23 protein-coding genes are annotated in these 23,298 nt (G+C 71.3%); 10 read left to right on the top strand and 13 right to left on the bottom strand.

The features are described 5' to 3' along the window. Positions 1–87: 87 nt before the first annotated feature. The 4 genes from ACFV9D_RS22375 to ACFV9D_RS22360 are packed head-to-tail and all read right to left on the bottom strand — an operon-like array spanning position 88 to position 4,551. Positions 88–1,197, bottom strand: a complete 1,110-nt coding sequence (locus tag ACFV9D_RS22375; RefSeq protein ID WP_385148847.1) for a hypothetical protein — start codon at positions 1,195–1,197, stop codon at positions 88–90. Beyond that, the gene (locus ACFV9D_RS22370) at positions 1,194–2,087 is read right to left on the bottom strand and encodes an N-acetylneuraminate synthase family protein (protein ID WP_385148844.1); all 894 of its coding nucleotides are present in this window, start codon (positions 2,085–2,087) and stop codon (positions 1,194–1,196) included. The genes ACFV9D_RS22375 and ACFV9D_RS22370 overlap by 4 nt, the downstream gene beginning before the upstream one ends. 14 nt (positions 2,088–2,101) lie before the next feature. Beyond that, entirely contained in the window at positions 2,102–3,283 is a 1,182-nt protein-coding gene (locus ACFV9D_RS22365; protein WP_385148841.1) for a cytidylyltransferase domain-containing protein, read from the bottom strand. Beyond that, positions 3,283–4,551, bottom strand: coding sequence for a DUF6716 putative glycosyltransferase (locus ACFV9D_RS22360; protein WP_385148838.1), 1,269 nt, complete (start codon positions 4,549–4,551; stop codon positions 3,283–3,285). Before ACFV9D_RS22360 ends, ACFV9D_RS22365 begins: the two co-directional genes overlap by 1 nt. 187 nt (positions 4,552–4,738) lie before the next feature. On the opposite strand from ACFV9D_RS22360, the gene ACFV9D_RS22355 reads away from it, so the two are divergent. Together ACFV9D_RS22355 and ACFV9D_RS22350 are read left to right on the top strand one after the other, a co-directional pair. Further along, a complete protein-coding gene (locus tag ACFV9D_RS22355) occupies positions 4,739–5,743 on the top strand; it encodes a glycosyltransferase family 2 protein (protein ID WP_385148835.1) in 1,005 nt (334 codons plus the stop codon). Then, the gene (locus ACFV9D_RS22350; RefSeq protein WP_385148832.1) at positions 5,740–7,074 is read left to right on the top strand and encodes an alpha-2,8-polysialyltransferase family protein; all 1,335 of its coding nucleotides are present in this window, start codon (positions 5,740–5,742) and stop codon (positions 7,072–7,074) included. Before ACFV9D_RS22355 ends, ACFV9D_RS22350 begins: the two co-directional genes overlap by 4 nt. Positions 7,075–7,153: 79 nt before the next feature. On the opposite strand, the gene ACFV9D_RS22345 is transcribed toward ACFV9D_RS22350, so the two are convergent. The 3 genes from ACFV9D_RS22345 to ACFV9D_RS22335 all read right to left on the bottom strand — a co-directional run bounded on the left by ACFV9D_RS22345 (position 7,154) and on the right by ACFV9D_RS22335 (position 10,371). Next, complete coding sequence (locus ACFV9D_RS22345) at positions 7,154–7,978, bottom strand: MerR family transcriptional regulator (RefSeq protein WP_385148829.1); 825 nt, start codon at positions 7,976–7,978, stop codon at positions 7,154–7,156. 37 nt (positions 7,979–8,015) lie between these two features. Beyond that, positions 8,016–8,672, bottom strand: coding sequence for a leucine efflux protein LeuE (gene leuE / locus ACFV9D_RS22340; RefSeq protein ID WP_385148826.1), 657 nt, complete (start codon positions 8,670–8,672; stop codon positions 8,016–8,018). Between the two features lie 118 nt (positions 8,673–8,790). Continuing rightward, positions 8,791–10,371 carry a methylmalonyl-CoA mutase gene (locus tag ACFV9D_RS22335; protein WP_385148823.1) on the bottom strand — a complete coding sequence of 527 codons (1,581 nt, stop codon included), beginning with the start codon at positions 10,369–10,371 and terminating at the stop codon, positions 8,791–8,793. 226 nt (positions 10,372–10,597) lie between these two features. Here ACFV9D_RS22335 and ACFV9D_RS22330 point away from each other — a divergent pair, with 226 nt between their 5' ends. Further along, positions 10,598–11,440: a L,D-transpeptidase family protein gene (locus ACFV9D_RS22330; RefSeq protein ID WP_385148820.1), complete on the top strand. Its 843-nt coding sequence runs from the start codon at positions 10,598–10,600 to the stop codon at positions 11,438–11,440. A gap of 154 nt (positions 11,441–11,594) precedes the next feature. Here ACFV9D_RS22330 and ACFV9D_RS22325 read toward each other — a convergent pair whose 3' ends face one another. From ACFV9D_RS22325 to ACFV9D_RS22315, 3 genes are all read right to left on the bottom strand, one after another. Next, entirely contained in the window at positions 11,595–12,677 is a 1,083-nt protein-coding gene (locus ACFV9D_RS22325; protein ID WP_385148816.1) for a hypothetical protein, read from the bottom strand. Then, on the bottom strand, positions 12,677–13,342 hold the full coding sequence (locus ACFV9D_RS22320) for an RNA polymerase sigma factor (protein ID WP_385148813.1): 666 nt from the start codon (positions 13,340–13,342) through the stop codon (positions 12,677–12,679). Before ACFV9D_RS22320 ends, ACFV9D_RS22325 begins: the two co-directional genes overlap by 1 nt. Positions 13,343–13,611: 269 nt before the next feature. Continuing rightward, complete coding sequence (locus ACFV9D_RS22315; RefSeq protein ID WP_385148810.1) at positions 13,612–14,274, bottom strand: hypothetical protein; 663 nt, start codon at positions 14,272–14,274, stop codon at positions 13,612–13,614. Between the two features lie 75 nt (positions 14,275–14,349). Between ACFV9D_RS22315 and ACFV9D_RS22310 the strand changes: the two genes are divergently transcribed. Next, complete coding sequence (locus ACFV9D_RS22310) at positions 14,350–15,084, top strand: Clp protease N-terminal domain-containing protein (protein WP_385148807.1); 735 nt, start codon at positions 14,350–14,352, stop codon at positions 15,082–15,084. Between the two features lie 177 nt (positions 15,085–15,261). Here ACFV9D_RS22310 and ACFV9D_RS22305 read toward each other — a convergent pair whose 3' ends face one another. From ACFV9D_RS22305 to ACFV9D_RS22295, 3 genes are all read right to left on the bottom strand, one after another. Then, entirely contained in the window at positions 15,262–15,813 is a 552-nt protein-coding gene (locus ACFV9D_RS22305) for a hypothetical protein (protein ID WP_385148804.1), read from the bottom strand. A gap of 58 nt (positions 15,814–15,871) precedes the next feature. Then, positions 15,872–16,504 carry a DUF4328 domain-containing protein gene (locus ACFV9D_RS22300; protein WP_385148801.1) on the bottom strand — a complete coding sequence of 211 codons (633 nt, stop codon included), beginning with the start codon at positions 16,502–16,504 and terminating at the stop codon, positions 15,872–15,874. Between the two features lie 95 nt (positions 16,505–16,599). Continuing rightward, complete coding sequence (locus ACFV9D_RS22295) at positions 16,600–18,222, bottom strand: glycoside hydrolase family 20 protein (protein ID WP_385148798.1); 1,623 nt, start codon at positions 18,220–18,222, stop codon at positions 16,600–16,602. Between the two features lie 183 nt (positions 18,223–18,405). Between ACFV9D_RS22295 and ACFV9D_RS22290 the strand changes: the two genes are divergently transcribed. From ACFV9D_RS22290 to ACFV9D_RS22265, 6 genes are all read left to right on the top strand, one after another. Continuing rightward, the gene (locus ACFV9D_RS22290) at positions 18,406–18,969 is read left to right on the top strand and encodes a 2-oxo-4-hydroxy-4-carboxy-5-ureidoimidazoline decarboxylase (protein WP_385149099.1); all 564 of its coding nucleotides are present in this window, start codon (positions 18,406–18,408) and stop codon (positions 18,967–18,969) included. A gap of 192 nt (positions 18,970–19,161) precedes the next feature. Beyond that, the gene (gene sdhC / locus ACFV9D_RS22285) at positions 19,162–19,542 is read left to right on the top strand and encodes a succinate dehydrogenase, cytochrome b556 subunit (RefSeq protein ID WP_015035721.1); all 381 of its coding nucleotides are present in this window, start codon (positions 19,162–19,164) and stop codon (positions 19,540–19,542) included. Between the two features lie 8 nt (positions 19,543–19,550). Then, the gene (locus ACFV9D_RS22280; protein WP_329116889.1) at positions 19,551–20,027 is read left to right on the top strand and encodes a succinate dehydrogenase hydrophobic membrane anchor subunit; all 477 of its coding nucleotides are present in this window, start codon (positions 19,551–19,553) and stop codon (positions 20,025–20,027) included. 25 nt (positions 20,028–20,052) lie between these two features. Continuing rightward, positions 20,053–21,807, top strand: a complete 1,755-nt coding sequence (sdhA, locus tag ACFV9D_RS22275; RefSeq protein WP_385148795.1) for a succinate dehydrogenase flavoprotein subunit — start codon at positions 20,053–20,055, stop codon at positions 21,805–21,807. Further along, on the top strand, positions 21,807–22,565 hold the full coding sequence (locus tag ACFV9D_RS22270) for a succinate dehydrogenase iron-sulfur subunit (protein WP_041130880.1): 759 nt from the start codon (positions 21,807–21,809) through the stop codon (positions 22,563–22,565). Before sdhA ends, ACFV9D_RS22270 begins: the two co-directional genes overlap by 1 nt. A gap of 161 nt (positions 22,566–22,726) precedes the next feature. Beyond that, a complete protein-coding gene (locus tag ACFV9D_RS22265) occupies positions 22,727–23,269 on the top strand; it encodes a hypothetical protein (RefSeq protein WP_385148792.1) in 543 nt (180 codons plus the stop codon). Positions 23,270–23,298 lie beyond the last annotated feature (29 nt).

The raw sequence follows: 23,298 nt of genomic DNA, 5'->3' as shown, positions 1-23,298 counted from the left end.
AACTGCCCGTTGATCACGAAAAGTTCAGCCCGATAGGGGAAAGAAAGTGGGTTCACGAGGCATGACGACCATCCCTTGTGGGTAAGCTCACCCGAATTCGAACCGTTCCGCGGACTGTGCGGCGCGCGCCGTGAGCCGGTCCACCTCGAAGGCGGCCGTGCCCGCGACCCCCGCCAGGAAGCCCTGGGCCCGCGGGGAGACGTTCTCCCTGAGCCACTCGGGCGCGATCTCGCAGACCGCGACCTTCACCCCGGTGCCGGCGAGGGCCAGCGGCAGGGTGTGCACGACCGTCGAGGGAAAGCTGACCACCGTGCGGCCGATCGGGCCGCGCCGGGCGATCAGTTCCAGCGGCAGATCGGGCCGGACGATCTCCAGACCGGTCTCCACCGCGATCCGGTGCAGTTTCTCCGCGCTCTCGCGGCGGTGGGCGAAGTAGCGGGTGGCGCCGTGGGTACGGGCGAGGTCGGCGACGGCCCGCGCGTACCGGTCGGGGTCGACGACGCCCGTCTCGACCAGCGAGGTCCCGACCAGGTCCGCGCCCCGGGTGAGGCGGGGCGGGCCGAAGCGGGCCCGGGTCCAGGCGAAGGTGTTCTCGGTGACGGTGGTGCCCGCCGGCGGTTCGACCGGCAGCGAGGTGAAGATCTCGACGGCGCGGCGACGGGTCGGGGCGAGCTTGCGCCGGGCGGCGGCGGAGACGGGGGCGAGCACGAGTTCGCGCGGGCCGAGGCTGCTGCCGCGCCGGTGCCAGCGCACCAGCCGCTCGCCACGGGCCAGTTGCGCGGCGTACTCCATGGTGGCGGTGCCGTCGTCGACGACCGTCAGCTGCTTCGGGGCGAAGAGGGTGAGCAGCAGCTGGACGTAGCGGGAGAACGGGTCCCCGACGATCACCCGCTCCGCCGCCCGCAGCAGCGGGGCGAGGTCCCGCAGCGTGCGGAAGAGGGAGCCGCGGCCGTCCCGGGCCTCATGCCAGCGGACGGTGAACCCGTCGTCGCGGGCCAGCTGCGCCATCCGGCGCAGCTGGCCGCGCGACATGGGGTCGGTCGGCGAGAGCACGACGAGCGTGGGGGCGGCCGGACGGGCGGCCCCCGGGCCGTCGGGGGCGGTGGTGCCCCCGACGGTGAGGGACTGGGCGTGTGCCCACTCCAGGACGTTCAGGAGCTGGACCGGGCTCTCGACGAACGCCAGCTGGCCGGTCATGCGGCGACGAGCCCCTGGACCCGGCGGAGCTTCTTCATCGGGCCGAGCTCCGACTCGTAGACCTTCTTGACGCCGTCGCCGAGCGCGGTCTCGATGGTGCGGATGTCGCGGACCAGGCGCTGCAGGCCCTGCGGCTCGACGGAGGCGGCCTGGTCGGAGCCCCACATGGCGCGGTCGAGGGTGATGTGGCGCTCGACGAAGGTGGCGCCCAGGGCGACGGCGGCCAGCGTGGTCTGGAGGCCCGTCTCGTGGCCGGAGTAGCCGATCGGGACGTTCGGGTACTCCTCCGTCAGCGTGTTGATCACGCGGAGGTTGAGCTCCTCGGCCTTCGCCGGGTACGTCGACGTGGCGTGGCAGAGCAGGATGTTGTCCGAGCCGAGGACCTCGACCGCGTGGCGGATCTGCTTCGGGGTGGACATGCCCGTCGACAGGATGACCGTACGGCCGGTGGCGCGCAGGGCGCGCAGCAGCTCGTCGTCCGTGAGGGAGGCGGAGGCGACCTTGTGGGCCGGAACGTCGAACTTCTCCAGGAAGGCGACGGCCTCGGTGTCCCACGGGGAGGCGAACCAATCGATGCCGCGCTTCTTGCAGTGCTCGTCGATGGCGCGGTACTCGTCCTCGCCGAACTCCACCCGGTGGCGGTAGTCGATGTAGGTCATCCGGCCCCAGGGGGTGTCGCGCTCGATGTCCCACTGGTCGCGCGGGGTGCAGATCTCCGGCGTGCGCTTCTGGAACTTCACGGCGTCGCAGCCGGCGGCGGCGGCGACGTCGATGAGCGCGATGGCGTTCTCGAGCTCGCCGTTGTGGTTGATGCCGATCTCGCCGGTGACGTAGACGGAGTGGCCCGGGCCGGCGGTCTTGCTGCCGAACGTACGAGTGCGCGTGTTCATATTCTTGCCGTTCCTTACGAGTTGGGGGTGTCGAGCTCGGGCCCGAGAAGCCAGGCCGCGATCTCGCGGACCGCTCCGGAGCCACCGGGGGTGAGGGTCACCGCACGGGCGGCGGCCCGTACGGAGTCGTGCGCGCTCGCCACCGCGACGGGCCAGCCGACGAGGTGGAAGCACGGAAGGTCGTTGACGTCGTTGCCGGCGTAGAGGACGCGCTGCGGGTCGATGCCCTGTTCCTCGCACCACTGCTTGAGGGCGAGGTCCTTGCGGTCGATGCCGTGCAGGACGGGGATCTTGAGCTTGCGGGCGCGGGCGGCGACGACGGCGTTCTGCTCGGTCGACAGGATCAGGACCGGCATGCCGGCGCGGCGCAGGGCGGCGATGCCGAGGCCGTCGCCGCGGTGCGCGGAGACGAACTCGTGGCCCTCGGCGTCGAGGTGGACCCGGTCGTCGGTCTGGGTGCCGTCGAAGTCGAGGACGACGGCGTCGATCTCGCCGAAGCGGGGCGTGAGGGGGGTGTCGAGCAGGGGCGCGAGCGCGCGGGCGCGGGCGAGGTCGTGCGGGTCGTCGATCTCCAGGACCCGGGCGGGGTCGGTGACGACGAGGGCGGTGTGGCCGAAGAAGCGGTGGCCGTGGGTACGGAAGCCCTCGGCGGCCATCGCGTAGACGGCGCCGGTCTCCAGGTACTCGGCCTCCCGGTCCTGCCGGCGGGGGCGGTGCGCCTTGTCGTGGTTGACGCCCGTGCCGCCCTCGGGGGTCTCCCGCCACAGGAAGCCGTGGGTCGGGGCCGCCGTGAAGGCCGTGTCGGCGCCACCGTCGGTGATCTTCTCGACGGTGCCGTTCACCTCCTCGGAGGTGAGGAACGGGCTCGTGCACTGGACCAGGAGGACCACGTCCACGCGCCGCCCGGTCGTGGCCTCGAAGGCGTCCATCGCGTGCAGGACCGCCGACTCGCTGGTGGCGGTGTCGCCGGCGATCGCCGCCGGGCGGTGGATCGCCTCCGCGCCAGCGGCGCGGGCCGCGTCCGCGATCCCGACGTCGTCGGTGGACACGACGACGTCGGTGACCAGTCGGGCGCCGAGGCAGGCGCGGACCGCACGGGAGACCAGCGGGACGCCCGCGACCGGGGCGAGGTTCTTGGCGGGGACGCCCTTGGAACCGCCCCGCGCCGGGACGACGGCAAGCACGGTCGTGGTCATCAGAGTTCTCCAAGACGGCGGATGACGGGGGCCACGCGCTGGACGCCGTGGCGGTACGCGCCCCGCGCCGCCTCCCGGACGATCCGGCGCAGCCCGCTGTCGCGGGTCTCCGGCGCGGTCACGTCCAGGCGGTGGCGGGCGAGGATCCCGGGCAGGTAGCCGGGGGCCGTCTCCGCTGTGTAGTAGGGGGTGATGGGGGGCAGCGCGGGCCCGGCGAGCAGATCCGCGACCCGGTCACGGGCCGCGTCGAAGGCCTTCTCGTACGAACCCCCGGCGGCGACGCCCTGCCGTGCGAGCCACTCCTCGTCCGGCTCGGGTCGCACGTCCTTGTCGAGCCGGTCGAAGGAGGTCAGCAGCCCCGAGCCGATGAAGTGGTGGTTGCCGAGGACCTCGCGCACGCCCATGTCGGTGAGGATCGCCGTGGGGATGCGCCGGTGCAGCGCCTCCAGGGCGGCCGTCGAGGAGACCGTGACCAGCAGGTCGGTGCGGTCCAGGACCTCGCCCATGTGCCCGTACACCAGGCGGAAGTTGGACGGGGTGTCCATGTCGCGCACCAGCTTCTGGTACGGCAGCTCCTCCAGGTGCGTGGTGTGCTCGCCCGGCTTGGAGCGGAGCTTGAGCAGCACCTCCCGCCCCGGGTGCTGCCGAGCGTGCTCGACGAGCCTGCGGAGCAGGTACGTACGGTCGGCGCGGGTCACCGGCACGGACGGCTGGGCGGCGAAGACGAGGGTGTCCCGGCCGGCCTCGGGGGCGTAGGGCGCGCCACCGAGGAACGGCAGCGCGGCCTCCACCACCGAGGAGGCGTCGGCGCCCACTCCTTCGTACACCGCGCGGAAACGCTCGGCGTCGTGACGGGAGTTGGCGAGGACGACGTCCGCGCCGTGGCGCAGGAGCAGCCCGTCGGCGAGCTTCTCGTAGACGACGCCCACATAGCCGGTGACGATCACCGGGCGTCGTTCGAGGGCCAGTTCGGCGATTCCCTGCAGAACGGCCCGGACGGTGCCGCCGACGAGGGAGAGGACGACGAGGTCGTACCCCCCATCCCGTACCTCTCTGAGGAACTCCGCGCCCGTCACCTCGCGCGGGGGCGTCGTGGACACCCCGGTCTCGGCGAGTTGGCGCGCGGTGGGCGTGGCCCGGCCGCGCAGGACGAAACCGGTGGGCTCGGCGGCCGTGATGCGACGTGCGGTGAGCGCGCCCCATTTCCACCGGGTGTCGGAGTCGGCGAGTACGGCGACGCGTACCGCTTCTTTGGTACTTGCTGGCACGTCGAGGACGCTAGAAGGGCATTCCGTTTGCTGGCCCAACTGAGCCACAACAAACGGTGAACAGAGCCCTTCCCCCTTCTGAAAATGGACGGGATCGGGGGCGGTTAAGCCGCCCGCCGCTTTGTGTTCACCGAACATCTCTCTGTCGGCCAGAACGAATGCCGGGGCGGCGCCTAGCGTCGGCCGGGTGGTCAAGCTCTCCGTCGTCGTGCCGTTCTACAACGTGCAGACATATGCCCCCGACACCCTCACAAGCCTGCGCGCGAACGCCCGCGAGGACTTCGAGTTCCTTCTCGTCGACGACTGCTCGACGGACGGAACCCCGGAGCTCCTCGAACGGGCCGTACGCGAGGTACCGGGGGCCGTCCTCATCAGACACGCACAGAACGAGGGGCTTGCCACCGCGCGCAACACCGGCCTGGACGCGGCCCGCGGCCGGTACCTCGCCTTCCTCGACGGGGACGACTGGCTCGCGCCCGGCCATTTCGCGCGGCTGGTCGACGCCATGGACGAGCTGGACTGCGACTTCCTCCGCACCGACCACGTGGTGTGCAAGGGACGGGGCCGGTCGGTGAAGCGCGCCCCGATCGGGCGGCGCGGCGAGGTGCTGCGCCCGCGCGACGCGATCCTGCCCGCCGACCGGACGACCTCGGTGGACTATCCGTACGCCTGGGCGGGGATGTACCACCGGCGCCTGCTCGACCGCGGGCTGCTGCACTTCACGCCGGGGCTGCGGACGGCCGAGGACCGGCCGTGGATCTGGAAGCTGCACCGGGAGGCGGATTCCTTCGCCGCGGTGAGCACGCTCGGGATGTTCTATCGCCGCGGTGTCTCCACCTCGCTCACGCAGATCGGCGATGTCCGGCAGCTGGATTTCATCCGCGCATTCGACCAGGTGATCGAGGAAACGGCGAACGACGTGGACGCGGACCGACTTCTTCCCAAGGCGGTCCGCACCTATTGCGCTCTTATTTCGCACCACATTTCGGCCCTCGAACGATATGAACCGGCGGTGGCGAAGAAATTGCGCTCGATGAGTGCGGCCGCCCTGCGACGGATGCCGCAGGACGTGCTCGGTGAGGCGCTGGGCTCGATGGACGAGCAGCGGGCGGCCGTGCTGCGCAAGCTGCGCCGCCGCCGCGTGGGCGCGAGCTCCCTGCCCGCCGTGACCGGCTCGGAGGCCGCCGCATGAGCACCACCCGGAACGTGCGCACCACCCAGATCTTCTACGCCTCCACGCTCTACGGCGCGACGACACTGGCCGCCGCCCTGGACAGCGGCTGCTTCGGCCCGGCCGACCGGCGTCTGCTGCTGGTCGGCAACAACGCGGCGGTGCCGGAGACGACGCCGGCGCTGGACGAGATGCCCGGCTTCGAGCGGCTGCGCGGCCGGTTCGACGCCGTGCTGTCGTGGAACGAGGCGATCTCCCCGCTCCACCCCTCGGGCTGGACGCCGCGGGCGGACGACCTGCCGCTGCTCGAACGCCATCTGCGCCTGCTGTGGGAGCTCGGCGACGACCGGATCGAACTCGTCGTGGAGTCGGTGCAGGTCGCGCCGGCCCTGACGATCGCCCGGCTGTTCTCCGAGGCCCCGCTCGACGTGTACGCCGACGGGCTGATGAGCTACGGCCCGACCCGCAACAAGATCGACCCCCTGGTCGGCGAGCGGGTGCGCCGGCTGCTCCACCTCGATCTCGTGCCCGGGCTCGCGCCGCTGCTGCTCGCGGAGTTCGGGGCGGCCCCCGAGGTGGTGCCGGCTGAGGCGTTCACGAAGGTGGTCGCCGAGCTGAGCGACCGGACGGACCCCGCCGCGGCGGCCGAGGAGGACGGCCCGGCGCTGCTGCTCGGCCAGTACCTGGCGGCGCTCTCGCTGCTCACCCCGGCCGAGGAGGAGGAGCTGCACGTACGGATGGTCCGCGGCGCGATCGCGCGCGGCCACCGCCGGCTGGTCTTCAAGCCGCATCCGACGGCGCCGGACGCGTGGACCCGGAGGCTGGCGCGCGAGGCAGAGGCGCTCGGCGCCGAACTGACCGTCCTCGACCGGCCGGTGCTCGCCGAGGTGGTGTACCGGGAGCTGCGGCCGGCGCTGGTGGTCGGCTGCTTCTCGACCGCGCTGATGACGGCGCACGCCTTCTACGGGATCCCGGTGGCCCGGGTCGGCACCCGGGAGGTCCTGGAGCGGCTGACCCCGTACCAGAACAGCAACCGCATCCCGCTCACCCTCGTCGACACGCTCGTCCCCGACCTGGAGGGCGGCACGCCGGACAAGGCCCCGGACGCGACGGCGCTGGCCGACCTGGTCGCGGCGGTCGGCTTCGCCATGCAGCCCAAGATCCGGCCGGATCTGCGGAGCACGGCCGTACGCCATCTGTCGGGGCCGCTCGCGGAACGCACGCGGCACTACTTCAAGCGCCGCCGCCTGACCGTCCTGGGTCTCCCGGGCGGCCTCCCGGTCCCGCGCCACCCCCAGGTCCGCCGGCTGGCCCGCCGCGCACTGCGCCTGAAGCGGGCGCTGGCGAGGTGACGTGAGTGAAGGGGTGGGCCCCTGGAGCCAGAGGTTCCAGGGGCCCACCCCCTCGGCGCGACGAGCGCCTACGGCCCTCCTACGCGCGGACGACCGGCTCCTGAATCTCCGTCACCCACTTCGCCCGGTCGTCCGGGCACTCCAGATACAGCTCCCGGGCGTAGCCCGTCGATCGGTAGCCGTTGGCGTCGATCCAGGTGGCCAGGGTCTGGGCGGTCGGCAGGATGTCGTCCATCGGACCCCGGTGCACCACCGTGGCCGCCTCCTCCAGGCCCGCCAGCACGACCACGTCGACACCCGGTACCTCCTGCGTCCCGGCCGGGACCTTCATTCCCGCGTGCACGACGACCGAGCCGTCGCCGGCGCCCGCGTCCTCGTAGTACGCGATCCCCGGGCCGAACCCTGTCACGCCCGCGGCCTCCAGGCTCGCGCACAGCCGGTCGTACAGCGGCTGGACGACCGGGCCGATCTCGCCGGGGCCGAACCCGGCCGCCACCCCGCTCAGCTCGGCGATCCGCACCGACGGAACCTTCTTGATCACGACGTCCTGCGTGGACATGTGTCCCTCGCTCTCGATGGCTCGGAGCCGCGCGCCGACCTGCGCCAGCCGTCCCGCCGCCTCCGCCAGGGCCGTCTCCAGCTCGGCCTGGCGCAGCCGCAGCATGCCGCGCAGCTCCTCCGCGCCGACCTGCTCGTCGAGGATCGACCCCACCTGTTCGAGGGTGAAGCCGAGCTCCTTGAGCGCGATGACACGGTTGAGGCGCGCGAGCTGGTCCGCCTCGTAGAAGCGGTAGCCGCTGTGCGGGTCCACACGGGCCGGGCGGAGCAGTCCGATGGCGTCGTAGTGGCGCAGCATCCGGACCGACACCCGCCCGTGCCGGGCGAAGTCTCCGATGGTGAACATGACGACTCCTACGACACGGCCTCACACGGTGTCAGGGTCAAGCGGCGCTGCTGAGGGAGAGCTTCGCGGCGAAGCCGAGAAAGAGCGCGCCCGCGGCGGAGGTCGCGCCCGCCGAGAGGCGCCTGCGGCGCCGGAACGTGGCGGCGAGCCGCGTCCCGCCGAAGATCAGCATGGTGAGGTAGAGGAAGCTGCCGATCTCGAGCAGGGTGCCGAGCAGCAGGAAGGACAGCGCGGGGTAGGCGTACCCGGGGTCCACGAACTGCACGAAGAACGAGATGAGGAAGAGGATCGCCTTCGGGTTGAAGAGGCTGATGATCAGCGCCCGGCGGTACGGGTTCTCCTCCGGAGCGAGGGGAGCCTGCGCCGTCTCGTCGTCGCGCGCCTCGTTCCGGCTGCGCCACATCGACCAGGCCGCCCGCAGCATCCCGTACGCCATCCACGCCAGATAGCCCGCGCCCGCGTACTTCACGATCATGAAGAGCAGCGGGGTGGTCTGGAGCAGCGAGGCCGCGCCGAGCGCGGCCAGCGTCATGAGGACCGCGTCCCCGGTGAAGACGCCGGCGGCTGCCTTGTATCCGGTACGCGTGCCCTTGCGGGCGGCGACGGACAACACGTACAGCGAGTTCGGCCCCGGGAGAAGGATGATGAGGACGAGGCCTACGAGATACGTCGGAAGATCGGTGACACCCAGCATGAAGCGGAGTCTCGCACGGGGGTGCGAGACTCCGCCCGCCTGTTTCGTATCGCGGAAGATCGCGGAGGATCGTGGAGGGGCGCGGAGGATCGCGGAGGATCTCGGAGGATCTCGGAGGTCAGAACGCGTCGGTCGGGACGTACGTGCCCCAGACCTCGCGCAGCGCGTCGCAGACCTCGCCGACCGTGGCCCGCGCCTTGAGCGCGTCCTTCATCGGGTAGAGGACGTTGTCCGTGCCCTCCGCCGCCTTCTTCAGCTCGACCAGCGCCGCGTCCACGGCCGCCTGGTCGCGCTCGGCGCGCAGGGCGGCCAGGCGCGCGGCCTGCTGGGCCTCGATCGCCGGGTCGACGCGCAGCGGCTCGTAGGGCTCCTCGACGTCGATCGTGTAGCGGTTGACGCCGACGACGACCCGCTCGCCGCTGTCCGTCTCCTGCGCGATGCGGTAGGCGGAGCGCTCGATCTCGTTCTTCTGGAAGCCGCGCTCGATCGCGTTGACCGCGCCGCCCAGGTCCTCGACCTTCCGCATCAGCTCCAGCGCGGCCGCCTCGACGTCGTCCGTCATCTTCTCGACGACGTACGAGCCGGCGAACGGGTCGACGGTGGCGGTGACATCGGTCTCGTACGCGAGGACCTGCTGCGTACGCAGGGCCAGGCGGGCGGACTTGTCCGTCGGCAGGGCGATGGCCTCGTCGAAGGAGTTGGTGTGCAGCGACTGCGTACCGCCGAGGACGGCCGCGAGGCCCTGGACGGCGACGCGCACCAGGTTGACCTCGGGCTGCTGGGCGGTGAGCTGCACGCCGGCGGTCTGGGTGTGGAAGCGGAGCATCAGCGACTTGGGGTTCTTGGCGCCGAACTCCTCCTTCATCACCCGCGCCCAGATCCGGCGGGCGGCCCGGAACTTGGCGACCTCTTCGAGGATGGTGGTGCGGGCCACGAAGAAGAAGGAGAGGCGGGGCGCGAAGTCGTCCACGTCCATGCCGGCGGCGACGGCGGTACGGACGTACTCGATGCCGTCGGCGAGGGTGAACGCGATCTCCTGCGCGGGCGAGGCACCGGCCTCGGCCATGTGGTAGCCGGAGATCGAGATGGTGTTCCACTTCGGGATCTCGGCCTTGCAGTACTTGAAGATGTCCGCGATCAGCCGGAGCGAGGGCTTGGGCGGGAAGATGTACGTGCCGCGCGCGATGTACTCCTTGAGCACATCGTTCTGGATGGTGCCGGTGAGCTGGTCCGCGGGGACGCCCTGCTCCTCGCCCACGAGTTGGTAGAGGAGAAGGAGGAGGGAGGCGGGGGCGTTGATGGTCATCGAGGTGGAGACCTTGTCCAGCGGGATCCCGCCGAACAGCACGCGCATGTCGTCGATCGAGTCGATGGCGACACCGACCTTGCCGACCTCGCCGTGCGCGATCGGGGCGTCCGAGTCGTGGCCCATCTGGGTCGGCAGGTCGAAGGCGACGGACAGGCCCATCGTGCCGTTGTCGATCAGCTGCTTGTAGCGGGCGTTGGACTCCACGGCGGTGCCGAAGCCCGCGTACTGCCGCATGGTCCAGGGACGGCCGGTGTACATCGACGGGTACACACCGCGCGTGAAGGGGTACGAGCCCGGCTCGCCCAGCTTCTCGGCGGGATCCCACCCGTCCAGGGCGTCCGGCCCGTAGACCGGCTCAATGGGCAGCCCCGACTCCGACTCGCGCGCCATCTGCTGTGCCTCCCGATAGACCTACTCAGCGGTAACGACCCTCGCGACGGACTGTAGCGGCGGCCGTGCGACGGGTGGAGCGCCGCACGCTGGGACCTTCCTCACAGCATCCTCCGTACTTGCGTCGGGTGCGCAACCAAGCGGGCGTGGGAAGCATCCAATAGGTACACAGTCTGATTCCGGGGGGCTTCCGATGCGCCGTTCGTCCGTCATACACAGAGCACTCATGGCCGCGGCCGCGGTGGCACTCGCCACCGGCTGTACGGCGCAGGCGGCGGGCGGCGGTGGCACCTCGCCGTCGACGACCGGCGCGCCGCCGAGCGCGTCCTCCTCCTCGGCGCCGGCCCCGGCCACGCCGTCGGGCTCGGCCTCGCCGAGCGGCACGCCGACGACGGACGACAAGCCCTCCTCCTCCCCCACCTCCGCGCAGCCGGTCGGCAAGGTCCTGATGAAGGACGGCGACGAGAGCGCGCAGGTGCGTGAGCTGCAGGCGCGGCTGCGGCAGATCGGCTACTTCGACCGGGCGCCCACGGGCTTCTACGGCACGATGACCGGGGGCGCGGTCAAGGCCTTCCAGAAGAAGCGGGAGCTGCCGCAGACCGGCTCGGTCGACGAGACCACCTGGCAGCGGCTGCTCGCGATGACGCACAAGCCGACGGCGGACGAGCTCAAGCCGTCCACCACCAACAAGCTGGACAAGCCGGACGCGCGCTGCATGACCGGCCGGGTGCTGTGCATCAGCAAGGAGAGCCGGACGCTGGCCTGGATGATCGACGGCAAGGTCGTCTCGTCGATGGACGTCCGGTTCGGCTCCGAGAACACCCCGACCCGCGAGGGCACGTTCAAGGTCAACTCCAAGAGCCGCAACCACGTCTCGACGATCTACCACACGCCCATGCCGTTCGCGATGTTCTTCAGCGGCGGCCAGGCCGTGCACTACTCGTCGGACTTCGCGGCCCGCGGCTACAACGGGGCCTCGCACGGCTGCGTCAACGTCCGGGACCGGGGGAAGCTCGCGGCGCTCTTCGACGAGGTGAAGGTCGGCGACAAGGTCGTCGTCCACTGGTAGCAGCGGGGGCGGAGAAGAGGCGCGGGTGGGACCGGGGGAACGTGTCCCACCCGCGCCGGGTGCGCGGAGCCGAAGGTACGGGGGGAACCCCGGCTCTCTGCGCGGCCGATGACCAGTCGGCTCATTGAGTACTGCGCCGACGGGCCGAAAAGTGTTACACCCGCTGTTTCGCGCCGTCCTCGGCGCCGTGATGGGCGCGGCCGGAACCCTGATCGCGAGCGGTGTCGCGGCGGTCGTCGCGCTTGTCGCCCCGCTCGTCTCCCCGCTTGTCGCGGCGCCCGTCGCCGCGGTCCCTGCCGCCGCCCGCGGTGGCGCCCGCTCGTTCGCCCTCTCCGGAGGAGCCGTCGTCGCCCTTGCCGTCGTCCTTGCCGCCCGAGGAGTCGCTGGACGGCTCCCTGGTGGCGCCGCTCGTCGTTCCGCCGGTCGTACCACCGGTCAGGACGCGGTCGCAGAAGCGCTGTACGGTCTCGCCGGTGCGCACCGACTCCGTGAGCCGGCGCCGGGTGGTGTCGTCGAGGCGTCCGGCGCGGAAGTCCTGACAGAGCTTGACGGTCTTGGCGGAGAGGTCCGCGCCGGTCCGGTCCGCGGGGTCCGTGGCCTTCCCGGCCTCGGGGGTGGCGTCGTGCCCGCCGCCCGTACCGTCCGTGCCGCCGGAGCCGGCCGTGGCCGGGGGCGTGGTGAGCGAGGGGGACGCGCCGGGCGTCCGGCCCTCGCCCGCGGGCGGCACCGACGGCGTACGCGTACCGAAGCCGTCGTCCGCGGATCCCGAGACGACCGGGTCGGGGATCTCCACGGCCGACACGGAGCCGGCCGGCGTCGGGCGATCGGAGTCGAAGGGCAGCATGCCCGTGCCGGAGGCGACGGCGACCCCGCCGACGGCGACGGCGGCGACCGCGGCGGCCAGTCCGTACCGCAGCGAGCGTCCCCACTGCCGGGCTGCGGGCACCGGCCCGAGCCGCACCCCGTCGAGCTCGGCGGCGGTGGGTGCGAAGACGGCCGGGGACGCGGCGGTACCGCGTTCGGCGGCGGCCTTGCGGAAGGCGGCCAGGGCGGCCTCCTCGCCGGGGAACACGGCCTGGGTCGGACCTGCAAGGGGCAGGGGCCGGGCCGAGGCGAGGACCCGGGCGAGGCGTTCGGCCTGCTCGCGGGTGTGATCGTCGACGGCGTCGACCGGCTCGCCGCGCAGCAGTCGCTCCGCGGCCTCCTGGTCGAGCCACTGGTACCGCTCGTCGGCCATCACATGTCCTTCTGCGTCCGCGCACGCGATTGCGTCACACCACCGGGCGCCGAGGCCCCCGGCCTGCGACCGCGCTGCGGCGGTACGCCCCCGAGCGGGGTTCCGCTTCCGTCGCCCTCGGCGCCGAGGAGTTCGGCCAGGCGCTTGAGGCCGCGGTGCGCGGCGGTCCGTACCGCGCCGGGGCGCTTCCCCAGGGTGTCGGCGGCGCTCTTGGCGTCCAGGCCGACGACGACGCGCAGGACGACGGCCTCCGCCTGGTCCTGTGGCAGTTGGGCGATCAGATTCATGGTGTGGCCGGTGGCCAGTGCTTCCAGTGCCTCGTCCGCGGTGTCGGAGTCGGCGGGCTTGTCGGTGAGTTCGGTCTCGTCGCCGGTCGCGGCGGGGCGTCTGCCCCGCATCCGGATGTGGTCGAGCGCCCGGTTGCGGGCGATGCGGGCCGCCCAGCCCCGGAACCGGTCCGCGTCGCCGCCGAAGCGGTCGAGGTCGCGTGCGATCTGGAGCCAGGACTCCGAGGCCACGTCCTCGGCGTCGGCGTCACCGACGAGCGTCCGTATGTAGCCCAGCAGCCGGGGATGCACGGCGCGGTACACAGTACGGAAGGCGTCCTCGTCCCCGTTCTGCGCAGCGAGCACCGCGGCCGTCAGCTCCGCGTCGTCCCCGAGCACTCCCCACCCTGTTCGTCATCACGGCTGGTCACCACCGCAGCACCGTCCGGCGCGCACCAGCACGCTACGTCCTTCGCCGTCGCCGCGTCCATGTTCGTCCGGTCTTTGTACAACCTGCAACCTTCTAGGGGGTCGGGACGGTGTGACAGAAAACGCATCCATGGCGCTGTAGGGAGTACGGGGCCGTGCTGCGGCTCCGGCGGACGGCGACCGGGGCCTCTCCTGTGGGGGGTGGCGGCCCCGGTCGTCCTCCTTTTCACCCCCGGCCCTCAGGCCTGTGGTTCCGCGAACCAGCGCCAGGACGTGAGCCGCTCGCGCCCCGGGAGTTCGCCTCGACCGGTCGCCCACAGCAGGGTCGGCCAGCGGTCCGTGTCCGTGGGGGCGTCGGGGAAGAGCCGGGTGAGCACGCGGTCGCACAGACCGGCGGGCGGGTCGAACGGGACACCCAGGCCGGTGGCGACGTCATGGGTGTGGACGAGGGTCTCGACGATGCCCATGGCCGCGAAGCCCTCGGCGCCGGACGTCCCGAAGCAGTGGTACGCGCGCCGGTCCGCGGGGACCGTGCGGACCAGGGCGGTCAGCATCGCACCGCACGACTCCAGGACCTGGAGCAGCCCGGACGTCCCGGCCTTGGGGTCGGCGTAGGTGACGTTGGCGGGGCCGCCCTCGCGGCGCCGTTCCCAGAGGAAGGGCACCTCGGTGTCGAGCGGCGGCGTGTCCGGGCCGAGCTGGGCCGCGTAGGCGAAGAGGTCGTCGGCGAGGTGTTCGACGGTCTCCCAGCAGCTCCAGGTCAGAGTGCCGGCCGGGCGCTGCCAGTCGGCGGCGCCGGTCGCGGCGGCGGCGCGCAGGGTGGTCAGGGAGAGGCGGACGGCGTGCTGGAGGTCGTCGGCGGTGAGAGTGCCGGGTGCGGTCGGGCCGCTCGTCGTCGTCATGGCGATCATCATGACGCCTGTCGAACTGTCAACCGACGGTTGACACTCCCCTACTGTCAACCTAGGGTTGCCTCTATGGCGAAACCAGTCGGCAAGACCCATCCCGTCCGGCTCGACGACCTCATCGAAGCGATCAAGAAGAGCCATACGGACGCCCTCGACCAGCTGTCCGACGCGGTCATCGCGGCGGACCACCTCGGCGACGTGGCCGATCATCTGATCGGGCACTTCGTCGACCAGGCACGGCGCTCGGGTGCTTCCTGGACCGACATCGGCAGGAGCATGGGCGTCACCCGACAGGCGGCCCAGAAGCGGTTCGTCCCGAAGGACCCGGACGCGGAGAAGATGGACCCGAACGCGGGGTTCAGCCGGTTCACCCCCCGGGCCAGGAACGTCGTCATGGCCGCCCAGAACGAGGCCACGGCCGCGAGCAACGCCGAGACCGTCCCCGGACACCTCGCCCTCGGTCTGCTCGCCGAACCCGAGGGTCTCGCGGTGCACTGGATGACCACCCAGGACGTGACGGCCGAGGCGCTGCGCGAGGCGGTCACCCCGACGCTGCCGGCGGCGGTCGAGGAGGTGCCCGCGCTCATCCCGTACGACGCGGCGGCGAAGAAGGTCCTGGAGCTGACCTTCCGCGAGGCACTGCGGCTCGGCCACAACTATGTCGGCACCGAGCACATCCTGCTGGCGCTGCTGGAGTTCGAGGACGGCGAAGGCGCCCTCACGGGCCTCGGCCTCGACAAGGCGCGGGCGGAGGCGGACATCGCGGCGATGGTCGAGCAGCTCACGGTGAAGCCGTCGGAATGACAGGCTGACGACAGCGGGCAGGTGCCCTCCGGGGTGCGGGCCTACGACAGTGGCCGGGTGTCCTCGGGGGCTCCCGGCCACGCGCGCGTGCAAGACCCGCCGGGCGGCGCGCGGGCCGGCGGCGGACGTACGGCCTCGGACCGGGCGGGCCATGGGCGGCGTCACCCGCGGGCGGCATCAGGCCGTGCGCGCCCGGCGGGAGACGACGGCGCGCAGCACCCGGCCGCCCTCCGTGGAGAGCTCGCGGGCCCGGCGCAGACCGGTCGGACCGTGGGCGACCGAATCGAGGACGGTCTCCTGCCGGCGCAGCTCGCCGGCGAGGAGCGGGCCCGCACCGGCCCCGTCCCCGGCCCGGCAGCGCGCGATCGACTCGTCGGTGACCTCGGCCGCGTCGTACCGGCCGTGCAGGGCGAGCGCGGTGACGGAACATCCGGTGGCCCACTCGCGCAGCGGCCCCACGGCCCACTCGACAGGCGCGGCGTCCAGCATCCCGCGCACGAGCCCGGCCGCCTCGTCCGCATCGGCGGCGGCAGCGTCCAGCTCGACCCGGGCCTTGGCGAACGCCTCGCCCCACGCCTCGCCGTCACCGCGGGCCACCGCGGCCCAGACGGGCCGCAGCGCCTCTCCGCCCTCGGGCGCGAGCAGCGGCAGACACCGGTCCAGACAGGCGAGCCCGGCGGCCGCCAGACTCCGTTCGTCGGCCCGGTCGATCAGTTCCAGCAGGCTCATGGAGGCCTCCCGTTGCGGACGCAGTACTCCCCTTACTGCGCCGCCTGGCGCGATTACGTCACTGCGCGGCCGGAATCATGCCAGTGGCCTTCGCGTGCTGCATAGAGGTCAGACGCCGGACGAAGAGGATCGCGAGGAGCGCGGCGACGATGTCGAGGGCGGCCCAGGCCATGAGCAGCCGGGCCCCGGCCGCGAACTCGGCGGCCTGGTCGGCGTCGTCGTACACCGCGCTCGCGAACATCCCGAGGAGCACGGAGAGGATCCAGAGCGTCCACCACCAGTTGAGCAGGGCGAGCGACTCCTCCTTGCCGTCGCCGTACGGGTCCCGGCGGCTCGCCCGCCACGTGCCGGCCGCAACGGTCCGCGGCCACCAGAGGTTGGCGATCGGCACGAACCAGGCGCCGATGGCCCAGCCGGGGCCGCCCCGGTGGAGGTCGGGAGCGAAGACCCCGGCGTTCCGCCGCACCCGGAAGAACCAGATGATGAAGACGATCTGGGTCGGCAGCGACAGCAGCGCCTGGACCCACGTCGCGGCATCGACGCCCAGGTGAGTGAAGCCTGTCGCGTCCGGACCGTCGGCCATCAGCAGCCACACCTGAAGCGCCGAAAGGACGAGGAACACGTCCGACAGGGCCATCGCCGCGAGCAGCGCCACGACGGCGTACGACAGACCAACGGGATTGCGGAGCATGACGGAGCGGACCCCCCACGGCGAGCGGCGCCCCTCCCCGAGGCACCGGGGCGGCCCGGGCGGCCGCCGCGCTGGGGGAGCGTACTCCCACCGTTTCAACGCACGTTCGTCGCCAGGGTCCTGAACTGGTCCCAGCTCATCGTCGGCTTCCGCTCGTCCCACAGCTTCTGTGCCGTCGCCGTCAGCGGCATCCGGATCCCGTCCGCGACCTGCGCCTGCGTCTGCGACTGGGACAGATCGCACCAGACGGCGAACCGGCCGCCCAGGATCTGGGGTCCGTACCGTGCCGGGACGGGGGTCGTGCCGCGCAGCACGAGCGGGGTCCACTGTTCGTAGATCCGGCGGCCGGTGGGGTAGGTGAACTGGTTCGGCTCGCCGAGGACGTAGTACAGGAACTCGTCGTTGAGGTTCACGACCTTCCGACCCTCGGCCAGGTACTCGACCGGCGGTCGGGCCCCGATCTCCTTGCCGGTCCAGTACTCGACCTCGATGCGCTTGTCGGCGGTGACGACCCCGCCCCGGAAGAACCCGTCGTTCCAGGCCTTCGCCACCTTGCCCGTGCCGCGGACCACCGCCGCCCGGTCGTTCAGCCAGCCCTCCGCCAGGTCCTGGACGCCCGCCTGCGGGCCGTACTTCTGCCGCGCCGCCGTGGCCAGTTGCGGATAGGAGGCCGCCGGGGAGCGGACGGTCAGTGCCTGGTACTCGTCGGCGCCGACGTGGAACCAGCCGCCGGGGAACAGGGCGGCGTACTCGCGCAGCAGCTCGTCCACGAGCTCTGCCGAGGCGGGCTTGGAGATGTCGATGGCGCCCTGGCGCGGGGTCCCCTGGACGTTGCGCAGCTGGAGGTCCGGGTGGGCGCGCAGGACGGCGCCGAGGTGTCCGGGCGAGTCGATCTCGGGCACGACCGTGATGTGCAGGGTCTCCGCGAGGGCGAGGATCCGGCGCACCTCGGCCTTGGTGAGGTGCTGGGCCGAGACAATCTCGGGGTGGGTGTCCGACTCGATCCGGAAGCCCTGGTCGTCGGAGAAGTGCAGACCGAACTGGTTGAGCTTGAGGTCGGCCATCTCGCGGAGCCGGGCCTCGATCCACTCCGCGGTGAAGAACTTGCGGGCGATGTCGAGGTTCAGTCCGCGCTGGGGTTTCGCGGGCGCGTCGGTGACGACCCCCTCGGGCATCGCGCCCGAGCCCTTCACCGACTGCTTCAGGGTGCGGGTGCCGTAGAAGACCCCCGCCTGGTCGGGGCCGGTGATCCGGACCCGGTCGTCGCGCGTGGTGAGCGTGTACGACTCGGGGGCGCCCTTCCCGCCGAGCGCCAGCTCGACGTCGCCCGCGCGGGCGGCGACGGCGCCCCGGTACGCGATCTTGAGCTCCCCGGCGAGCAGCCGCCCCTCGTCGGCGAGTCCCTCGCTGCCCGGGGCGACGACCACGCCGGCTTCGGGCGCGGGGCGCCAGCCGGGTCCGCGGGCCGCTTCGTGGGAGCGGACGGCGGGGACGGTGCGCGGCGCGGTGGAGAGCGGGTACGTCCGGGTGGGCGTGGGGCTCGGCTCCGGCGCCGTACGCGTCGCCGCGCCGGTGACGGACGACGGCGTCCCGGCTGCGGAGGTGGCACCGCCGGGGCCGGAGGAAGAACCGTCGGAGCAGGCCGTCACGGTGACCAGTGCCACCGCGGCCGCGAGGAGTGTGGGGCCCGCGTGGGGCCCTCGTATGGCGTACCGCATCACTCGGCATCCTCCCTCAGGGGTCGGGATGGGGCCATTCGGGGGGTGGCCGCCGGTACCGGAACGTCACGCACACGTTCCGAAACTCTCCCTTCCGGGTGAAATTCGTGCATCCGTCGGACAGTTCCCCCTTGCCGTCGATAACGTTGCGTCACACCCACCCCACCTTTCCCGGAGTCCACGCTGACCAGCGACACCCGCGCCCCTTCCCGGAACCGGAACCTGGGCTCCGCCGCCACGCCCGCGACCCCCGCGATACCCGCCCAGCACGGCGACCCGCGGCACACCATCGGTCTCGGGCGCTTCAACGCGGCCCCGACAGCCCTCGCCCAGGAGCTGCTCCTCTCCTGCTGCCACAGCCGCCGCTGGGCCGAACGGGTGACCGCGCATCGCCCGTACCCCACGCTCGACGCGCTGCTCGCCGCCGCCGACGAGGCCGGATACGACCTGTCCCGTGCCGACCTCGACGAGGCGCTGGCCGCCGAGTCCTCCGCCGCGCCGCACCCCGACGCCCCGCCCGCGGCGCACACCGCCCTGCGGGCCGCCCACGCCGCGTACGAGAGCAGGTTCGGGCACGCCTTCGTGATCAGCCTCGACGGCGTACGCCCCGGTGAGCGCCTCGATCAGGTCCTCGCCGGCATCCGCTCACGGCTCGGCAACGAACCGGAGGAGGAGCGGGTGATCGCCGCCGACGAACTGCGCCGGCTGGCCCGCGCCCGTCTCACATTCGGGATCGCCGCCTCGTGATTCCGTCCGGAATGCGGCGATTCCCGCCCAGGCGATAGCCCGTCCGTGCCTCTTTGATCACACCTATGGACCCCGCGCGAGCGAACCGACAAGTCGTCGCTACGATGACCGGGGCCGGTGGACCGTACCCGGCCGGGTCAGACCGACACTGAAGCCGGCCGACCCTGATCCCCGCTCCCGGAGGGTTTTTCCGTGCCGGCTGGAACGCTGTACCGCGGCCGGGAAGGAATGTGGTCCTGGGTGGCTCATCGAGTCACCGGCGTCCTCATCTTCTTCTTCCTGTTCGTACACGTGCTGGACACCGCTCTCGTCCGCGTCTCCCCCGAGGCCTACGACGAAGTGGTCGCCACGTACAAGACGCCGATCGTCGCACTCCTCGAGTACGGCCTCGTCGCCGCCATCCTCTTCCACGCGCTGAACGGCCTCCGGGTCATCGCCGTGGACTTCTGGTCCAAGGGCCCGCGCTACCAGAAGCAGATGCTCTGGACCGTCGTGGGCATCTGGGTCGTGCTGATGGCGGGCTCCCTGTACCCCGTCCTCGGCCACGCCGCACGTGAACTGTTCGGGAGCTGACGCCAGACATGTCTGCTGACACCACTTCCGCCATCGGTCCCGTCGAGGGCGCGGCCCACTACGACGTGGACAACCCGGCCCCGTACATCGAGGCCCCCCGCAAGCGCACCGGCAAGACGCCGCGGGCGACCCGAGGCAACTTCGAGATGGCCGCGTGGCTCTTCATGCGCCTCTCGGGCATCGTCCTCGTCGTCCTGGTCCTCGGCCACCTGCTGATCCAGCTCTTCCTCGACGGCGGCGTCTCCAAGATCGGCTTCGCCTTCGTGGCCGGCCGCTGGGCGTCCCCGTTCTGGCAGGTCTGGGACCTGCTGATGCTCTGGCTCGCCATGCTGCACGGCGCCAACGGCCTCCGCACGGTCATCAACGACTACGCGGAGCGGGCCAACACGCGCCTGTGGCTCAAGGGCCTGCTGTACACCGCCACGGTGTTCACCATCCTTCTGGGCACGCTGGTGATCTTCACCTTCGACCCGAACATCCGCTAGGCACGGGGCTGAGGTAATCCACGTCATGAAGATCCACAAGTACGACACCGTCATCGTCGGCGCCGGCGGCGCCGGCATGCGCGCCGCCATCGAGGCGACGAAGCGCAGCCGCACCGCCGTGCTCACGAAGCTCTACCCCACCCGCTCCCACACGGGCGCCGCGCAGGGCGGCATGGCCGCCGCGCTGGCGAACGTGGAGGAGGACAACTGGGAGTGGCACACCTTCGACACGGTCAAGGGCGGTGACTACCTGGTCGACCAGGACGCCGCCGAGATCCTGGCGAAGGAGGCCATCGACGCCGTCCTCGACCTGGAGAAGATGGGTCTGCCGTTCAACCGGACCCCGAACGGCACCATCGACCAGCGTCGCTTCGGCGGTCACTCCCGCAACCACGGCGAGGCGCCGGTCCGCCGGTCCTGCTACGCCGCGGACCGCACCGGCCACATGATCCTCCAGACGCTGTACCAGAACTGCGTCAAGGAGGGCGTGGAGTTCTTCAACGAGTTCTACGTCCTGGACCAGCTGATCACCGAGGTCGACGGCGTCAAGAAGTCCGCCGGTGTGGTCGCCTACGAGCTGGCCACCGGCGAGATCCACATCTTCCAGGCCAAGGCCGTGATCTACGCCTCCGGCGGCACGGGCAAGTTCTTCAAGGTGACCTCCAACGCGCACACGCTGACGGGTGACGGCCAGGCGGCCTGCTACCGCCGCGGTCTGCCGCTGGAGGACATGGAGTTCTTCCAGTTCCACCCGACGGGCATCTGGCGCATGGGCATCCTGCTGACGGAGGGCGCCCGTGGTGAGGGCGGCATCCTCCGCAACAAGGACGGCGAGCGCTTCATGGAGAAGTACGCGCCGGTCATGAAGGACCTCGCGTCCCGTGACGTCGTCTCGCGCTCCATCTACACGGAGATCCGCGAGGGTCGCGGCTGCGGTCCCGAGGGCGACCACGTCTACCTCGACCTGACGCACCTTCCGCCGGAGCAGCTCGACGCCAAGCTCCCGGACATCACCGAGTTCGCCCGTACGTACCTCGGCATCGAGCCGTACACGGACCCGATCCCGATCCAGCCCACCGCGCACTACGCCATGGGCGGCATCCCGACCAACGTCGAGGGTGAGGTCCTGGCGGACAACACCACCGTCGTCCCGGGTCTGTACGCGGCCGGCGAGGTCGCCTGTGTCTCCGTGCACGGCGCCAACCGTCTGGGCACCAACTCGCTGCTCGACATCAACGTCTTCGGCAAGCGCTCGGGCATCGCCGCGGCCGAGTACTCCGCCAAGAACGACTACGTCGAGCTCCCGGAGAACCCGGAGTCCCTCGTCGTCACGCAGATCGAGAAGCTGCGCAACTCCACGGGCAACGAGCGGGTGGCCGACATCCGCCGTGAGCTCCAGGAGACGATGGACGCCAACGTGATGGTGTTCCGCACCGAGCAGACGATCAAGACGGCCGTCGAGAAGATCGCCGAGCTGCGCGAGCGCTACGAGAACGTGTCCATCCAGGACAAGGGCAAGCGCTTCAACACGGACCTGCTGGAGGCCATCGAGCTGGGGAACCTGCTCGAGCTGGCCGAGGTCATGGCCGTCTCGGCCCTGGCGCGCAAGGAGTCCCGCGGCGGTCACTACCGCGAGGACTACCCGAACCGCGACGACGTCAACTTCATGCGCCACACCATGGCGTACCGCGAGGTCGGCGACGACGGCTCCGAGACCGTCCGTCTCGACTACAAGCCGGTCGTCCAGACCCGCTACCAGCCGATGGAGCGTAAGTACTGATGGCTACCCCCGTACTGGACAAGGTCGAGGCGGAGTCCGCCGCCTCCCCGTACATCACGGTCACGATGCGGATCCGCCGCTTCAACCCCGAGGTGTCGGACGCCGCGGTCTGGGAGGACTTCCAGATCGAGATCGACCCGAAGGAGCGTGTGCTCGACGCCCTCCACAAGATCAAGTGGGACGTCGACGGCACGCTGACCTTCCGTCGCTCGTGCGCGCACGGCATCTGCGGCTCGGACGCGATGCGGATCAACGGCAAGAACAGGCTCGCCTGCAAGACGCTGATCAAGGACATCAACCCCGAGAAGCCGATCACCGTCGAGGCCATCAAGGGCCTCACGGTGCTGAAGGACCTCGTGGTCGACATGGAGCCCTTCTTCCAGGCGTACCGGGACGTCATGCCGTTCCTGGTCACCAAGGGCAACGAGCCGACGCGCGAGCGTCTGCAGTCGGCCGAGGACCGCGAGCGCTTCGACGACACCACCAAGTGCATCCTGTGCGCCGCGTGCACGTCGTCCTGCCCGGTCTTCTGGAACGACGGCCAGTACTTCGGCCCGGCCGCGATCGTCAACGCGCACCGCTTCATCTTCGACTCGCGTGACGAGGCGGGCGAGCAGCGCCTGGAGATCCTGAACGACAAGGACGGCGTGTGGCGTTGCCGCACGACGTTCAACTGCACGGACGCCTGCCCGCGTGGCATCGAGGTCACGAAGGCGATCCAGGAAGTGAAGCGCGCGCTGATCACGCGTCGCTTCTAGCCTTCTGGACCGAGGTCCGTTCGGCTCAAGGCCCCGCTTCCCGTCAGGGAGGCGGGGCCTTCGCCTGTCCGGCGCCTGTCGGCGGTGGCGGCGGCGTTACAGGGCCGAGCCCATGTGCCAGGATCTGGGGAGCGTTGGCAGCCCAGGGAGGACGGGGACAGATGAGCGAGCCGAACCCTTACGCAGACGGCGAGTACAAGTGGGGGCCCGATCAGCAGGCGGGGGCGCCCGGTTACGGCTATCCGCAGGCGGGCACGCCCGCTTACGGCTATCCGCAGCCGGGGGCCGGGTACCAGCCGACCGTCGCCGGCGGGGTGCCGGTTCCGCCGCAGTATCCGCCGGTGCCGCAGGGCGGCGGCGGAGCGCCGGTGCTGAGCCTCGGGGACATCACCGTCGTCGGGGACCAGATCATCACGCCGGCCGGTTCGATGCCCCTCAAGGGCGCGGTGTGGAACGCGATGGACATGTCGCGGACCGAGGAGAAGATGCCCACGGTCGCGATCGTGCTGGCGGTCATCTTCTTCATCTTCTGCCTGTTGGGCCTGCTGTTCCTGTTGATGAAGGAGAAGCAGACCACCGGCTTCATCCAGGTCACCGTGACCAGCGGCGGCCGACACCACGCCACGATGATCCCCGCGACCGGACCGGACACCATCCACCGGGTGATGGGCCAGCTCAACTACGCGCGCTCGCTGAGCATGTAGTCGCGTACGCGGTCTACGTAGGGGAAGGG

This window comes from Streptomyces sp. NPDC059875 (assembly GCF_042731085.1).
Taxonomy (GTDB): Bacteria; Actinomycetota; Actinomycetes; order Streptomycetales; family Streptomycetaceae; genus Streptomyces.
The sequence above is the reverse complement of the archived record's forward strand: the minus strand, read 5'-3'. Positions and strand labels throughout refer to the sequence as shown.

What these genes read in the sequence shown, in the direction of transcription:
- ACFV9D_RS22365 (WP_385148841.1), bottom strand. Translation starts at nt 3,283, where the DNA reads ATGACCACGACCGTGCTTGCCGTCGTCCCGGCGCGGGGCGGTTCCAAG.
- ACFV9D_RS22350 (WP_385148832.1), top strand. Translation starts at nt 5,740, where the DNA reads ATGAGCACCACCCGGAACGTGCGCACCACCCAGATCTTCTACGCCTCC.
- ACFV9D_RS22270 (WP_041130880.1), top strand. Translation starts at nt 21,807, where the DNA reads ATGGCTACCCCCGTACTGGACAAGGTCGAGGCGGAGTCCGCCGCCTCC.
- ACFV9D_RS22300 (WP_385148801.1), bottom strand. Translation starts at nt 16,504, where the DNA reads ATGCTCCGCAATCCCGTTGGTCTGTCGTACGCCGTCGTGGCGCTGCTC.
- ACFV9D_RS22265 (WP_385148792.1), top strand. Translation starts at nt 22,727, where the DNA reads ATGAGCGAGCCGAACCCTTACGCAGACGGCGAGTACAAGTGGGGGCCC.
- ACFV9D_RS22370 (WP_385148844.1), bottom strand. Translation starts at nt 2,087, where the DNA reads ATGAACACGCGCACTCGTACGTTCGGCAGCAAGACCGCCGGCCCGGGC.
- ACFV9D_RS22345 (WP_385148829.1), bottom strand. Translation starts at nt 7,978, where the DNA reads ATGTTCACCATCGGAGACTTCGCCCGGCACGGGCGGGTGTCGGTCCGG.
- ACFV9D_RS22280 (WP_329116889.1), top strand. Translation starts at nt 19,551, where the DNA reads ATGTCTGCTGACACCACTTCCGCCATCGGTCCCGTCGAGGGCGCGGCC.
- leuE (WP_385148826.1), bottom strand. Translation starts at nt 8,672, where the DNA reads ATGCTGGGTGTCACCGATCTTCCGACGTATCTCGTAGGCCTCGTCCTC.
- ACFV9D_RS22325 (WP_385148816.1), bottom strand. Translation starts at nt 12,677, where the DNA reads ATGGCCGACGAGCGGTACCAGTGGCTCGACCAGGAGGCCGCGGAGCGA.
- ACFV9D_RS22315 (WP_385148810.1), bottom strand. Translation starts at nt 14,274, where the DNA reads ATGACGACGACGAGCGGCCCGACCGCACCCGGCACTCTCACCGCCGAC.
- ACFV9D_RS22305 (WP_385148804.1), bottom strand. Translation starts at nt 15,813, where the DNA reads ATGAGCCTGCTGGAACTGATCGACCGGGCCGACGAACGGAGTCTGGCG.
- ACFV9D_RS22375 (WP_385148847.1), bottom strand. Translation starts at nt 1,197, where the DNA reads ATGACCGGCCAGCTGGCGTTCGTCGAGAGCCCGGTCCAGCTCCTGAAC.
- ACFV9D_RS22335 (WP_385148823.1), bottom strand. Translation starts at nt 10,371, where the DNA reads ATGGCGCGCGAGTCGGAGTCGGGGCTGCCCATTGAGCCGGTCTACGGG.
- ACFV9D_RS22330 (WP_385148820.1), top strand. Translation starts at nt 10,598, where the DNA reads ATGGCCGCGGCCGCGGTGGCACTCGCCACCGGCTGTACGGCGCAGGCG.
- sdhA (WP_385148795.1), top strand. Translation starts at nt 20,053, where the DNA reads ATGAAGATCCACAAGTACGACACCGTCATCGTCGGCGCCGGCGGCGCC.
- ACFV9D_RS22310 (WP_385148807.1), top strand. Translation starts at nt 14,350, where the DNA reads ATGGCGAAACCAGTCGGCAAGACCCATCCCGTCCGGCTCGACGACCTC.
- ACFV9D_RS22295 (WP_385148798.1), bottom strand. Translation starts at nt 18,222, where the DNA reads ATGCGGTACGCCATACGAGGGCCCCACGCGGGCCCCACACTCCTCGCG.